Origin of the sequence: Paraburkholderia sp. 22098 (assembly GCF_052045935.1) — a bacterium.
GTDB lineage: Bacteria > Pseudomonadota > Gammaproteobacteria > Burkholderiales > Burkholderiaceae > Paraburkholderia > Paraburkholderia caledonica.
This window is the reverse complement of the sequence record NZ_JBQEPV010000008.1, coordinates 329253-343450: the sequence shown is the minus strand read 5'-3', so window position 1 is coordinate 343450 and position 14198 is coordinate 329253. Positions and strand designations below refer to the sequence as shown.

At 63.4% G+C, this 14198-nt stretch carries 13 protein-coding genes; 8 read left to right on the top strand and 5 right to left on the bottom strand.

Features of this window, described 5'->3' with window-relative positions:
* Window positions 1–5 precede the first annotated feature (5 nt).
* From ACTJLB_RS19360 to ACTJLB_RS19340, 5 genes are read right to left on the bottom strand one after another with little or no spacing between them, the layout of a single operon-like run.
* Window positions 6–1157 carry an NAD(P)/FAD-dependent oxidoreductase gene (locus ACTJLB_RS19360; protein WP_087753364.1) on the bottom strand — a complete coding sequence of 384 codons (1152 nt, stop codon included), beginning with the start codon at window positions 1155–1157 and terminating at the stop codon, window positions 6–8.
* Entirely contained in the window at window positions 1154–1951 is a 798-nt protein-coding gene (locus ACTJLB_RS19355) for an ABC transporter permease (protein ID WP_020066286.1), read from the bottom strand. The genes ACTJLB_RS19360 and ACTJLB_RS19355 overlap by 4 nt, the downstream gene beginning before the upstream one ends.
* A gap of 16 nt (window positions 1952–1967) precedes the next feature.
* Window positions 1968–2840: an ABC transporter permease gene (locus tag ACTJLB_RS19350; RefSeq protein ID WP_020066285.1), complete on the bottom strand. Its 873-nt coding sequence runs from the start codon at window positions 2838–2840 to the stop codon at window positions 1968–1970.
* Window positions 2827–3906, bottom strand: coding sequence for an ABC transporter ATP-binding protein (locus ACTJLB_RS19345; RefSeq protein WP_087753361.1), 1080 nt, complete (start codon window positions 3904–3906; stop codon window positions 2827–2829). The genes ACTJLB_RS19350 and ACTJLB_RS19345 overlap by 14 nt, the downstream gene beginning before the upstream one ends.
* Before the next feature lie 57 nt (window positions 3907–3963).
* Complete coding sequence (locus tag ACTJLB_RS19340; RefSeq protein ID WP_020066283.1) at window positions 3964–5031, bottom strand: ABC transporter substrate-binding protein; 1068 nt, start codon at window positions 5029–5031, stop codon at window positions 3964–3966.
* 157 nt (window positions 5032–5188) lie between these two features.
* Here ACTJLB_RS19340 and ACTJLB_RS19335 point away from each other — a divergent pair, with 157 nt between their 5' ends.
* The 8 genes from ACTJLB_RS19335 to ACTJLB_RS19300 all read left to right on the top strand — a co-directional run bounded on the left by ACTJLB_RS19335 (window position 5189) and on the right by ACTJLB_RS19300 (window position 14198).
* Complete coding sequence (locus ACTJLB_RS19335) at window positions 5189–6142, top strand: LysR substrate-binding domain-containing protein (RefSeq protein ID WP_310066495.1); 954 nt, start codon at window positions 5189–5191, stop codon at window positions 6140–6142.
* 553 nt (window positions 6143–6695) lie between these two features.
* Window positions 6696–7787: a porin gene (locus ACTJLB_RS19330; protein WP_440784214.1), complete on the top strand. Its 1092-nt coding sequence runs from the start codon at window positions 6696–6698 to the stop codon at window positions 7785–7787.
* 251 nt (window positions 7788–8038) lie between these two features.
* Window positions 8039–8875 (top strand): alpha/beta fold hydrolase, encoded by an 837-nt coding sequence (locus ACTJLB_RS19325; protein ID WP_440784212.1) that lies wholly within the window; start codon window positions 8039–8041, stop codon window positions 8873–8875.
* Window positions 8876–8964: 89 nt separating this feature from the next.
* Window positions 8965–9858, top strand: a complete 894-nt coding sequence (locus ACTJLB_RS19320; protein WP_087753355.1) for an FAD binding domain-containing protein — start codon at window positions 8965–8967, stop codon at window positions 9856–9858.
* A complete protein-coding gene (locus tag ACTJLB_RS19315; protein ID WP_440784210.1) occupies window positions 9858–12173 on the top strand; it encodes a xanthine dehydrogenase family protein molybdopterin-binding subunit in 2316 nt (771 codons plus the stop codon). Before ACTJLB_RS19320 ends, ACTJLB_RS19315 begins: the two co-directional genes overlap by 1 nt.
* Window positions 12174–12175: 2 nt before the next feature.
* Window positions 12176–12676 carry a (2Fe-2S)-binding protein gene (locus tag ACTJLB_RS19310; protein WP_408414060.1) on the top strand — a complete coding sequence of 167 codons (501 nt, stop codon included), beginning with the start codon at window positions 12176–12178 and terminating at the stop codon, window positions 12674–12676.
* Between the two features lie 123 nt (window positions 12677–12799).
* Window positions 12800–13765 carry an MFS transporter gene (locus ACTJLB_RS19305; protein ID WP_440784209.1) on the top strand — a complete coding sequence of 322 codons (966 nt, stop codon included), beginning with the start codon at window positions 12800–12802 and terminating at the stop codon, window positions 13763–13765.
* Window positions 13755–14198 (top strand): MFS transporter, encoded by a 444-nt coding sequence (locus ACTJLB_RS19300; protein ID WP_440784208.1) that lies wholly within the window; start codon window positions 13755–13757, stop codon window positions 14196–14198. The genes ACTJLB_RS19305 and ACTJLB_RS19300 overlap by 11 nt, the downstream gene beginning before the upstream one ends.

Below are 14198 nucleotides of genomic sequence, written 5' to 3'. Positions count from 1 at the left end.
CGAATTCAATGTGCGGGAATCAGCTCTCGCGCGTGCTCGAAGCGTCGCGCGGAGAAGGTGGGCAGTTCGCCGGGCATCGGCGCGCCCATGATCCACGGCGCGACGCGCAGCGCATGCGCAGCTGCCAGCGTCACGCCGCTATGACAAGTGACGACGAACGCGCCGGGATGCGCCACGGACTGGTCGTAGATCGGAAAGCCGTCAGGACTGTAGACGCGCAACGCGGCCCACATGCGCACGAGCCGCACGTGTTGCAGCATCGGGAATGCACGCACGCCACGCCGGGCGATGTCGGCAAGCACATGGGTAGTCGTGAAATCGTCGAAGCCGACTTCTTCCATCGAATCGCCGAACTGCAGGCTGCCCTCGTCGGTCTGGCGCACGTTGAGCGTCGGATAGTGGAGAAACGGCGCAACGCGCTCGCTCACCAGCACCTGGCCGCGATTGGGCGCGACCGGCGCGTCGAGCCCGACGAACGGCGCGAGCACGCGATTGCCGAGTCCCGCCGCAAGCACGACCTTTGCAGCACGATAGGTCCCGCGTTTCCCGTGCACGACGAAGCCGTGCGCTTGCGGTTCGATGCGCTGCGCCCGCTCGCTCGACACGAGGCGCACGCCGCGAGCCTGCATTGCGGTGTGCAGCGCGCGCAACAGCTTGAGCGGGTTCACGTGGCCGTCCATCGGCGTGTAGCTCGCGCCGATTACTGCAGGCCCGACTTGCGGAATGCGCGCGCGGACTTCGGCGGCATCGAGCATCTGATACGGGTAATCGCCCAGTTCGGCTTGCAGGGTAGAGAGGCGCTTGTCGCGTTCGGCGAGTTCTTCGTCGTTGAAGCAGAAGTGGAAGCCGCCCGGCTGCTTCAGCGCGACGTCGATGCCGCTCTCCTCCAGCAGCGCCTTCGCGAGTTGCGGCCAGCGCGTGGCCGAACTGCGCGACCAGCGTGCGTATGGAGACAGGCCGTAACCCTTGCCCTGGATCCAGACAAGGCCGAAATTGCCGCGTGACGCGCGAAAGCCGCCGTCGTCCTCGTCCAGCACGGTTACGCGCGCGCCTTCGCGGGCAAGTCCGTAGGCCACGGCCGAACCCACGAGGCCGCCGCCTATGACGACTACGTCCGCGAGCGTATCGGGACTCGCGGCGGTGCTTGTCAATGTCATTGCGCTTCTCCGATCAGAATGCGGTCCAGTCCGACCATGCGGTCGAGCAGAACCATCAGCAGGACCGTGCCCACGATCAGCACCGCCGACACCGAAGCGACGAGCGGATCGATCGTCTGCGCGATCTGGTTGTACATGGCGACGGGCAGGGTGGTTGTGCCCGGAGTTGCGACGAAGATGGTCATCGTGAGTTCGTCGAAACTCTGGATGAACGAGAGCACCCAGCCGCCCGCTACGCCGGTGCGGATCATCGGAAGGACCACGCGGCGAAACGCGGTAAAGCGGCTTGCACCGCAGGAGAGCGCGGCGCGTTGCGCATCGCGATCGAGTCCGACTGCCGACGACAACGCGAGACGCAGCGCATACGGCAGCACGATGACCACATGCGCGCACACCAGCGACCAGAACGAGCCCGACAGATGCAGCAGCGACAGAAAACGCAGGAACGCGATGCCGAGCACGACGGCGGGAATCATCATCGGTGAAAGAAAGAAGCTCGTGAGCGCGGCGCGGCCAGGAAAGCGATAGCGCGCGATGGCGAGCGCGGCGGGCACCGCGAGCAACACGCCGATGGTCGCGGCCGCGAACGCAAGCCGCACCGATAGCCAGAAGGCCGAGACAATGTCGCCGTTCTCGATGATCGCGCGAAACCAGCGCAGCGACGCGCCGTCGAAAGGCATCGAGATAAAGCCCTTGTCGGTGAAAGCGACGAGCATCACCACGACGAGGGGCGCAAGAATGAAGCTCAGGAAAAACGCGTTGTAGACGAGCCCGAGAATGCCGTTCTGTTTCATGATCGCTCTCCTTCGCTCAATCGAAGATGTGCCGGAAACGGCGTTCGGCGACTCGACTGCAGCCCATCACGATGGCCACGTTGGCAATCAGCAGCAGCACGGCGATGCTCGCGCCGAGCGGCCAGTTGAGCGTGCCGAGGAATTCGTCGTAGGCGGCGGTGGCGACCACCTTCAGGCGCCGCCCGCCGATCAGCGCAGGCGTGGCGAAAGCGGACGCCGACAGCGCGAACACGATGATCGAGCCCGACAGCACGCCCGGCATGATCTGCGGCAGCACCACGCGGCGAAACACCGCGAACGGCGAGCCGCCGAGCGAGCGGCCGGCCCATTCAACTTGCGGATCGAGCTTCTGCATGGTCGCCCAGACCGACATCACCATGAACGGCACGAGCACATGGGTGAGCGCGATGATCATGCCCGTCATGGTGAATACCAGACGGATCGGCTCGCTGGTGACGTGCAGCGACTGGAGAACGTTGTTGAGCACACCGTTGTTGCCGAGCAGAATCTGCCAGCCGAGCGTGCGCACCACCACCGAGATGAGCAGAGGCCCCAGTACGACCAGCAGACACAGCGACTGCCACGGGCGCTTCATCCGTGCGAGCACGATGGTCTCGGGCACGCCGAGCACGATGGACAGCAGCGTGACGGCGAAGGCCAGACCCGCGGTGCGCAGGAAGATCGTGCCGTAGTACGGGTCGCTGACCACCTCCCAGTAGTTCTTCAGCGTATAGGCTGCGGTGACGCCGGCCGTATCGCTGAACACGCGGAACGACAGCATCAGTGTGAGCAGCAGCGGCACCAGTAAGAGACCGACAAAGAGCAGCAGCGCCGGCCCCGACAGCAACCACGGCGCCGCGCCGGGGCGATCGTCGTCAAGCGTGGCCATGAGCGCCCTCCGGACGGTCTTGCGTCAGCACGCGCAGGTCGTCGTCGGTCCATGCGAGGCCCACTTCATGGCCTTCCTCGGGCGGCGGCGCACCGTGGTTCGGCTGCGCGACCCGCAGCTTGCCGAGCTCGGTGTCTACCTCGAGCAGCCACTGATTACCGACGAACACACGCGTCGCGATGCGTCCGCGCAGCCGGGCATCGCCGTTGGCAAGGTGCACTTTCTCCGGCCGGATATACACATGCACTGCGCCGTCCACATGGCGGCCTTCGTGCGGAACATGCAGTGTCGTGCCCGCGACGTCGACCTCCGCGCAACGTGGATTACGGCGCAACACCTCGCCGGAGAACGCGTTGGTGCGGCCGAGAAACGTGGACGCAAAAGGCGTGGCGGGGCGCTCATAGGCGTCGTAGGGCGTGCTCAGTTGCGCAATGACGCCGCGATGCATGACGGCGATGCGATCGCTCATGGTCATTGCCTCGACCTGGTCGTGCGTGACCAGAATCGTCGTGATGCCGAGGCGCTTCTGGATCGCGCGCAGTTCGATGTGCATCTCTTCGCGCAGCTTGGCGTCGAGGTTGGACATCGGCTCGTCGAGCAGCAGCAGTTCGGGTTCCATGGCAATGGCGCGTGCAATTGCGACGCGTTGCCGCTGGCCGCCCGACAGTTCCTTCGGATAGCGATGCCCGAGGCCCTTGAGGCGCACGAGAGACAGCGCTTCGGCAACACGCTCCTCGCGCTCCTTGCGCCTGACCTTGCGCATCTCGAGCCCGAAGCCGACGTTGCCTGCGACCGTCATGTGCGGAAACAGCGCGTAGCTCTGGAACACGACGCCGATGCCGCGCTTCTCAGGACGCTCGTTCGTGATGTCGCGTCCGTCGAGCAGAATGCGGCCGGTGGTCGGCGAGACGAACCCGGCGACCATCTGCAGCGTGGTGGTCTTGCCGCAGCCGGACGGGCCGAGCAGCGCAAGCAGCTCGCCGCGTTCGACGTCCAGATCGATGTGCTCGATCGCGGTGAAATCGCCGTAGCGTTTCGAAATGCCTTGCAGAGTCAGGAAGGCCATACGCCTCGCTCCTTCATCAGATCGCGCGCCGCGCGAGGGACTTGCCGGTGCCGCGCATCAGCGCTCGACCGAACGGTTCCAGCGCTCCGTCCATTCCGTGCGATGCTGGTTGATGGTCGCCCAGTCCATCGAGGTCAGCTTCGAGATCTGATCGGGACCATAGGGCACGCGCGCAGCGATTTCCGGCGTCAGCTTCACCGTCTTGTTGACCGGACCGAGACCGATGCCTTGCGCCTGCACGGTTTGCACTTCCGGGCTCAACAGGTATTGCACGAACTGTTGCGACAACTGCGGCTGCGCATTCTCGGCGACGACGCACGCCGCTACCTGCAACGCGACCGCGCCTTCCTTCGGGTAGATGAATTTCAGCGGAAAGCCGGTGTTCTGCAATGCCACCGCGCGGCCACTGCCATACGGCGCGAGAATCACGTCGCCGGATTGCATATGGCCGTCCATCTCGCCGGGCGTCGGCGCCCAGGACAGCACGTTCGGCGCGACCTGTTTCGTCATTGCGGCAAAGCCCGGATCGATATTTTTTTCGCCGCCGCCGGACAGACGCGCGAGCATCACGAGCGTGTGCAGGCCGTATGTGTTGGTGATCGGCGGCACGCCAAGCTTGCCTTTGATGCGACTGTCCGTGAGCGACTTCCACGAGTCGGGCGGCGGCAAGCCAGCCTTTTTAAATGCTTCCTCGTTGTAGCCAATGCCCGTTGCGACCATGCCTACGCCTATCGCCGTGGGGCCGAGCCTCGCGAGCGGGTAGACGTCCTGCATCACGGGCGCGTCGTCGAGCTTTGCGCACAGATTCAATTGCATCGCCTGATACATGGGGCCGTCGTCCATTACCGCGACGTTGATCTGCTGGTGGCCTTTCTGCGCCTGGAGCTTGGCGAGCGTATCGCTCGAATTTCCCGCGACGTAGACGATCTTGACGTTATGCGCCTTTTCGAACGCCGGAATGATTTTTTGCCGGTAGACCTGCTCGTTCGAACCGCCAACGTTGGCGACATAAAGAGTAGTCTCGGCTTGCGCGAGAAGCGGCGCGGCGAGGCTCAAGGCGAAGGAAACGGCCGCGATTGCGGTGTGGGACGGGGCGGACAGACGGCGATGCAACGCTCTTTTCATGACGACGATCTCCAGTTCCGATGTGTGGGGGCGGGCTTCGCTGCCCGTCGGTGAAAAGCAGTGTCGCGCCGGCTGGTCATGTCGTCCAATACGAATAAAATACCTATCCATGCATGGATGATATGGATTAGCACGCATTAGCCTGGGGAAAACACGCATGAATCTGAAGCATATCGAGGCGTTTCGCGCGGTGATGGTGTCGGGGTCGATGACCGCCGCGGCCAAGGCTCTCTTCACGTCGCAGCCGAACGTGAGCCGCCTCATCGCACAACTGGAACGGGATACCGGCTTGCAACTTTTTCAGCGCAGCGGCGTGCGTCTGATTCCGACGAGCGAGGGCGAGGCGTTCTTTCGCGAAGTCGACCGCGCTTTCGTCGGCTTGCAGGGGTTGGCGAATGCGGCCGCGCAGATTCGCAACCTCGGCAGCGGACGGCTGCGCATCGCAGCCATGCCTTCAGCGGGCATGACGCTGGTGCCGCATGCGATCAAACGCTTTGTCGAGCTATTTCCCGACGTGACGGTGTCGCTTCATGTGAATACGTCGGCCACGGTTAACCATTGGACGGCTTCGCAGTTTTGCGACCTGGGTGTGGCGGTGTACGTGAGCGAGGCATCCGATTGCGAGGTCGAGCAGCTTTCGGACGTGGCCGCCGTGTGCGTGATGCCGGCTGCGCATCGGCTCGCGGCAAAACGCATCATCAAGCCGGAGGACCTGGAGGGCGAGTCGTTCATCTCGCTTTGTCACGGTGACGGCACGCGCGCCTTGATGGACGAGGTGTTCCTGCGTGCGGGCGTGCAGCGCGTGCTGGCAATCGAGGCGCAATACACGGCAATGTGCTGCGAGATGGTCCGTCACGGGATGGGCGTGACGCTCGCGCATCCGATCGTCGCGCGCGACTATGCCGGGCCGGACATCGCCATTCGCCCGTTCGTGCCGGCCACGCGCTTTCAGACCTATCTGCTGTTTCCGCCGCACAGGCCGCGGGAGCGGCTCGCGTTGGCGTTCGTGGAAGTCTTGCGCGGCTTGCATGACGAGCTGCTCGCGGAGGTTGTGCCGCCGGCGCGCAGCGGCGCGCCGCGCGGGCGTGTAAAGCAGCGGGTGGGAGTTTGACGGGTTTCGCCTTCAGGGGCGCGGGTCAACCGTTCGCCACGCTGACAAGCGTCCGAATTTCTTCGCCGGTCCAGCGCTTGACCGTGCCGCGTCGATATCGAACAGATCGGGAACACGTCCAGACGTGTGATCGATAGCGCCGCTGATTCCCACCACGACACGTTTGCGTCGGTCCATGTTCATCGTCTGTCGTTGATACGCAGTGCGGCATGTTCGTGTGTCCGTCCGCTCAGGTTGTATGACATGCGCCGCGTCGTTCAAACGAAATCTGTTCATGCACGGCATGAGGTCTTCGCATTGACCTCAGATGAAATCCGTTCATGACGTATATGAGAAATCAGCGTTTGCGAGGGGAGGGCGTTCTGCCTCAGTCTGCGCTCACCGCAATGGGAGCGTCGCGCGCGGCTGCGCGCGGTCTGCGGTCCTTGACCCCGCAGGTCTGCGCACGCCGCCTGGAGCGACGACGCTCCGGCGTACCCGCGGTGGACGACGCAGGAAACGTCACGCCCTGCACGTCCCGCCAGATCAATAGAACGACATCGATGGAGGAGATATGGACGAAAAAGGAGGAGCGGTCACCGCTCTACGCGCAGGCAATCTGACGCGCTCGCTGGCGGCATTCACGCTGCTGGGACTGTCGAGCGGCGCGGCTCACGCGCAGAGCAGCGTCACGTTATACGGCTCGCTCGACGGCGGCTTGCGCAATCTGGTGAACGGAACCAAGGCGGGCGGCGCGGCCCTTTCCATGGCGTCCAACGGCGTCTACAACTCGAACCGTTGGGGCTTCGAAGGCAAGGAAGACCTGGGCGGGGGCTACTATGCACGCTTTAATCTGGAAGCTGGCTTCGTGCTTTCTACCGGCGCGAACAACAACACGAACAATCAGATCTTCCAGCGCACCTCGACTGTCGGCGTAGGCGGACCCTTCGGGCAGATCGACATTGGCCGCCAGTTCACGTTGCAGCATTTCCTGATCAAGGACTTCGAGCCGTTCGACTTTCATTACCTCGGTATTACCGAGTCGACCGCGGTGTCGGGCGGCAACACCGGACGCGACGACAATGACATCAACTATCGTGGCATCTTCGGACCGTGGGTTGTCCGCGGCGAGTATGCGCTGGGCGGCGTGCCGGGCAGCGCCGCACATGGGTCGACGCTGGCCGGCGGCCTGAATTACCGTGGCCAGACCATCAAACTCGGCGCGGGCTACACGCATAAGTCGAATCCGCTCACGGCGACTTCGAGCGAGTACTTCGGCAATGATCAGTACACGGCGGGCGGCACGGTGACAGTGGGACCGGTCGACGTCATGGCCGGATATTCGCTCAATTTGCAGGACACCCCGGTCTCGGCGCGAAGCATGACGCGCAATCAGTATTTGTGGGGCGGCGTACGTTATCAGGCCACGCCGTTTTTCAGCGTGACTGCCGCGTACTACGACAACAAGAACAAAACAGGCGGCGTCGACGGCAGGAAGGACGTGGCGATTCTCGGCATCGACTATCTGCTATCGAAGCGCACCGAGTTGTATGCGGATATCGACTACACGCATTTCACCGGCGTTTATGTCACCAATGCAACGTTGAACCCGTCGGGCCACCAGAAGCAGACCGGCATCTCGTTCGGCATGAATCACTGGTTCTAGCAGTACCTTCCTTTCTGCTCGATGCAGAAGAAAGCCGGTTGGAACCTCGCAGGTTTCAACCGGCTTTTTCTTGCGCATTGCCCGTTGCGCGCCGTCGCAAGTGTCATGGCACGTTCGTTCGCAGCCGATGAATCGTTTTCATGCTTTACATGAAAGATCGTCGTTTGCCGCGTCTGTGGGCAACCCGCAATATCCGGCTGCGGGCTCGAAAACCTGAACTCGAACCCATCCGACAGCCAGTGGAGTACGCAATGAATCAACCGGCCAATCCCGATGTCGTGTCGTCGCACGTTGCCGTGCGCGACGGTACGCGAATCGGCTACAGCCTCTACGGCGCGAAAGAAAACACGGTGCGCGTGGTGCTCGTGCATTCGCTCGCGATGGACCGTCACTTCTGGACGCCGGTGGTCGAGCGGCTGCGGCCGCGCGCATCGGTGCTCACAATCGATGCGCGCGGTCACGGCGCGTCGGACAAGCCGGCAGGTCCATACACGGTCGCGCTTTTCGCGGAAGACGTGTACGACGTGCTGCGCGCGGTGAATTTTCGCAACGTGGTGATAGCGGGTGCGTCGATGGGCGGTTGTGTCGCGCTGCAGTTCGCAGCCACCTGTCCGGACGCGATTGCCGCAGGCCTGATCGACACGACCGCGTGGTACGGCGAAAGCGCGCCGCAAGACTGGAACGAGCGCGCTCAAAAAGCCGAGACCGGCGGCCTCGCGCCGCTGGTCGGCTTCCAGACGACACGCTGGTTCAGCGACGCTTTCCGCGCGGAGCACCCAGACGTCGTCCAGCGCTGCGTCGATACGTTTTTGCGCAATGACGTTGCTGCGTTCGCAGCCACGGGACGCATGCTCGGTTCGTTCGACGGTCGTGCTCTGATGGCGGACGTCAAAGTGCCGACCTGTGTGATCGTCGGCGAAGAGGACTATGCGGCGACACCCGCGATGGCACGCGTGCTCCATGCCGGCATTGCCGGCTCGACGCTGACCGAGATTCCGAAAGCGCGGCACCTCACGCCGCTGGAGACGCCGGACATTGTCGCTCGCGAACTTCACGCGCTGCTGGATCGCGCGGACTGTGCCCGCTAGTGTCCACTAGCGCCGGCTACTGCCCGCCAGATCGACTGACACACGCGCAGGAAAACATGCAAAAACACGCGCAACAAGGAGTGCTTTAAATGATTCCGTTTGAGCTCGCGAGGCCGCGGTCGCTGAAAGAAGCGATCGCGCTGCTGGACCCGGAAGACCCGGACATCCGTCCGATGGGCGGCGGCACAGCGGTCATGTTGATGATGAAGGCCGGCGTGCTGCGGCCAACCCGCCTCGTCAGTTTGCGCGACATCGAGCCGCAGTTTGCACAGGTACGTGCCGGCGAAAACGGCGAGTTGCGTATTGGCGGTTTGACTCGACTTGCGACGCTCGAACATTCGCCGCTCGTGAAGGAAGGCTGGCCGCTAATCGCCCGCACGTTGCGCACGCTGTCGAATGTGCGCGTGCGCAATGTCGCAACCATCGGCGGCAATCTCGGCCACGCCGATCCTCATATGGACATGCCGCCGGTGCTCACGTCTCTCGGCGCACGCGTGACAATCACGGGTCCCCGGGGCGAACGGACGTTGCCGGTGGAAGACCTGTGCACCGGTTACTACGAAACGGTGCTCGCTCGCGACGAACTGATTTCCGAAGTGAACGTGCCGCAGCAAGCGGGGCGGCCGGCTGCGTACATGAAGGTCACCACGCGCGCGGCGCACGACTGGCCCGCGCTCGGCGTCGCGGTAGTGCTCGACATGCAGGGAGAGCGCATTGGCCGCGCAAGCGTGATCGTCGGCGCGGCGACGGATCGGCCGACGCGGCTTACGCAGGCCGAGGCGCTCCTTTGCGGCGCACTGCCCAACGACGCGATCCTGCGCGAAGCGGGCGAGGCCGGTGCGGCGCAACTCGACATCGTCGGCGATCCTCATGGGTCTGCGAGCTACAAGAAAGGGCTGTTGAAGGTCTATCTGGGCCGCGCGGTGCGCACGGCGCTGGCCACCGCGAGTGGGCGCGCCGCTCAACTCGGGGAGCGCGTGTAATGAAGATCGACAAGACGTTGGAAAAAAAGCCGGCTGACAAACAGGTGGGCCGGGCATTGAACCGGCTCGAAGCGCGTTCGAAGGTGACGGGCCGCGCCGAGTACATTCACAACCTCGTGCTGCCGCGCATGCTGTACGGCAAAATTTTTCGCAGCACGGTGGCGCACGGCAAGATCGTCAATATTGACACGAGCGCGGCCAGCGAAATGGAAGGCGTGTTCGCGGTGTACACCGGCGAAGATATCCGTAGAGTGATTCCGGAGCCGTACTATGGCCCCGCGTTTCACGACCAGCCGATTCTCGCGCTGGACAAGGTGCGCTATATCGGCGAGCCGGTGGCCGTCGTGCTTGCGGCCGACCCGCATGTCGCCGAAGAGGCGACGCATCTGATCATGGCCGAGTACGAAGAATTGCCGGCCGTGTTCAACGAAGTGGAGGCCGCGCAATCGGAAGTTCTGGTCCACGAATTTCTGCGCCCTGCAGGTACGTTCCCCGATCTGAAGCATCTGGCGGGGCGCAAGGGCACGAATGTGGCGCTCGACTTCCAGTTGCGTCGTGGCGACGTCGAGGCGGCCTTTGCGACCGCCGCGCATGTATTCGACGACACGTTTACGACCCAGCAGGTCATGCACACGCCGCTCGAGCCGATGGTGTCGCTTGCCGAGCCCGATCTGGGCACCGGCATGCTCACCGTGCACACTGCTTCGCAGAGTCCGTCTTTCGTGCGCATCGAGATTGCACGTCTGCTCGGCTGGGACGAAAACCGTGTACGCGTGAAAACGGCGTTGCTCGGCGGCGGCTTCGGCGCGAAGCTCTATATCAAGCTGGAAGCGCTCGTCGTCGCGCTTGCGTTGCTGTCGCGGCGCAGCGTGAAGATTTCGCTGACCATGGAAGAGCAGTTTTTCACGATCACCAAGCATGCGACCACGTTTCGCATGAAAACGGCCGTGAACGAAGCAGGGCGCATTACGGCGCGCAAATGCCAGGTGTGGTGGAACGGCGGCGCGTATGCGGATATAGGCCCGCGCGTCACGCAGAAGTCCGGCTTCACCGCTTCCGGCCCGTACGATATCGAGAACGTGTGGATCGATTCGTATCAGGTGTACACGAATTTGCCGCCCGCCGGCGCATTTCGCGGCTTCGGTATTCCGCAGATGGTGTGGGCATACGAGAGTCATGCCGACATGATTTCACGCGCGTTGCGCATCGATCCGCTCGAATTCCGCCGCCGCAATATTTTGCGCGAAGGCCGTCCGCATGCAACCGGTACGCCGATGCATGACGCGGCGATCGACCTGGTGCTGGAACGGGTCGCGACGCGGTTGAACTGGGCGGCTCCGTTCGAGCGCGGCACAGGCGCACTGCGGCGTGGGCGAGGCATTGGCGTCGGCTTCAAGGCGCTGGTTGCGCCGACAACGTCAATGGCAATGGTGAGCCTCGCGGGCGACGGCAGCTGCACGGTCTATTCGAGCACGGTGGACATGGGGCAGGCGTCGGAAACCGCGATCGCATTGATGGCCGGCGAAGTGCTGGGCATTCCCGCCGAACGCATCCGCGTGATGCGGCCGGACACCGACATCACGCCTTACGACATGGCGACGCTCGGGTCGCGCTCGACGTTCCACATGGGCCACGCCGTGCGTCTCGCCGCCGAAGACGTAAATCGCAAGCTCATCGAACTTGCCGATGAACTGGGCGTGCCGGCCGTGCCCGCGAGTCGCGCGGGCGAACTGCTGCGACGCAAGTATGGGATGCAGGCGGGCAACATCGTGGGTATCGGCAGTTTCATTCCTTCGTACAAGTCGCCGGAACACGAGACGGGGCAGTCGGAGAACATCACGCCGAACTGGATGGTGGGCGGCTGCGGCGTCGAAGTCGAAGTGGATACGGAGACGGGCCACTTCAAGCTATTACGCTTCGAGCATGTGGTCGATTGCGGCACGCCGATCAATCCGAAGGTAGTCGACACGCAGATTTCCGGCGCGGCCATCATGCAGCTCGGCATTACGCTCTTCGAGCGCATGGAGTTCGATGGGGTCGGGCAACTGCGCAATGCGTCGTTCGCGGAATACAAGATTCCGGGTATCCACGACATCCCGCCGGATATCGGGCGCGAGACCGTGGACTCCGTGCAGAACAACGGACCGTTCGGCGCGAAAGGCGTGGGCGAGAGTGCGACGTTCGGCGTCGCGTCCGCAATCGCGGAAGCCATTGAAGACGCGGTCGGCGTGCGTCTGAAGTCGCTGCCGCTCACGCCCGAGGGTGTGTACCGCGCGCTGTGCGCCGCGCGCAACGAACCGCTATCAGAGGAATAAACATGAGCGCCACTTCCATCAAGATCCAGTTCAAGCTGAACGGTGAGCGCGTTAGCGCCGACGTCGAGCCGCATTACACCATTCTCGAAGTGCTGCGTCAGCAATTTGCGCTGTATGGCGCCCGCGAAAGCTGCGGTCAGGGGCTGTGCGGATGTTGCACTTTGATCGTCAACGGTGAGAGCGTGTCCGGCTGCCTTTATCTTGCTGCGATGGCCGACGGCGGCGAAGTCTGCACTGTCGAAGGACTGGACGCCGACGGCGAGCTCGACGTGGTGCAGCAGGCGTTCATCGAGTGCGGTGCGTTTCAGTGCGGGTTTTGCACGTCAGGCTTCATCCTCATGAGCCGCCAGTTGCTCGAGCGCAATCCCGATCCGAGTGAAGCGGAGATCCGGCATTTCCTGTCGGGCAATTTATGCCGCTGCGCTGCATATCCCGAGATCATTCAGGCGGTGAAGCTCGCCGCGCAAATGCGCAAGTCCACAACGCCTGGTGTTCCCGCGTAGCGCAAAGCGCGCAAACGCAACGAGGCTCACGCAGTAACGCAGCGCAACGCACTTCAATGCACTAAGTGCGACTGCAGAACAACGGACGGCATGGCGCACACCATGTCAGCGAGGAGACAGGCGATGCAGCAACCTCTGAAAGAGGGGCGCGGCGGCGGCACACGCGGCTTGCGTACGGAGGCTTGCGTCGCCGCAGACGCTGCACCGGAAACAGTGTGGTATCGCTCGATCAACCGGCAGCAGTGGAGCGGGCTGATCGCGTCCAACCTCGGCTGGTTCTTCGACGGATACGAAACCTATGCCCTGGTTCTCACCGTGGGCGGCGCACTCGGCCAGTTGCTCGCGCCTTCCGAGCACGCGCAGATTCCGTTCTACGCTGGGCTCGTGATCGCGTTGACGTTGCTCGGCTGGGGCATCGGCGGATTGATCGGCGGCATTCTGACCGACTATATCGGTCGCAAGCGGATGATGATGTTCGCGATTCTGGCGTATTCGCTAACCACGGGCCTGAGCGCGCTTTCATGGAACTGGGCTTCGTTCGCAGCACTGCGCTTCGTCGTCGGTCTGGCGATGGGCTCGGAGTGGGCGACGGGCACGGCGATGACCGCCGAAATCTGGCCCGACCGGCATCGCGGCAAGGGTGCGGGGCTCATGCAATGCGGGCTTGGTACCGGCTTTTTCGTGGCGTCGCTGATATGGCTTTTCATGAGCAGCGCGGGCGAGCACGCGTGGCGCTACATGTATCTGATCGGCGTGCTGCCGGGCCTCGCGACCTTGTGGATGCGCGCGGGCATTCCCGAGTCGGAGCAATGGCAGCATGTGAACAAACAGCGCAAGGCGACGCTCGCGCAGGGAGGCAGGGGCGGCGCTCGACGAGCGGGAACAGGCGCTTGCACGCTTTACCCTTGTCGATCTGCTGGCCGACCCGAAACTGCGCCGCCGCACGTGGATCGCCGTGCTGATGTCGCTCAGCACGACGCTTGGCTGGTGGGGCATCTCCACATGGGTGCCGCCCTACATCGGCTCCGTCGCGGCACGTGCGGGACTTCACGCGGCCTCCTGGGCGAGCTTCGCGGGCATGGCCTATAACGTCGGTGCGATCAGCGGTTATATCGGCCTGGGGTTTCTCGCCGACGCGTATGGCCGCAAGCGAATCACCTGTCTTTTCTTTGCGATGGCGTTCGTGCTGACGCCGGTGCTCTTCATGTGGACGCACAACGTCGGTCTGCTGCTCGCAGTGGCTTGCGTGGCCGGCATTTTTAGCCTGGGGCAATATACGTGGATGCCGACATGGCTGCCGGAGCTTTATCCGACGCGCGTGCGCGGCACCGCCATTGCGCTGTGCTTCAACGTTCCGCGCTTTCTGGCATGGACCGGGCCGCTCGTTGCCGGCACGCTGATTACCCGCTTCGGCGGCTACGGTCATGCGGCGGTTACGGTCGGTTTCATTTATCTGGTGGGCCTTGCGCTCGCGCCGTGGCTACCGGAAACGCGCGGCCAACCCTTACCTGAAGAGATATGA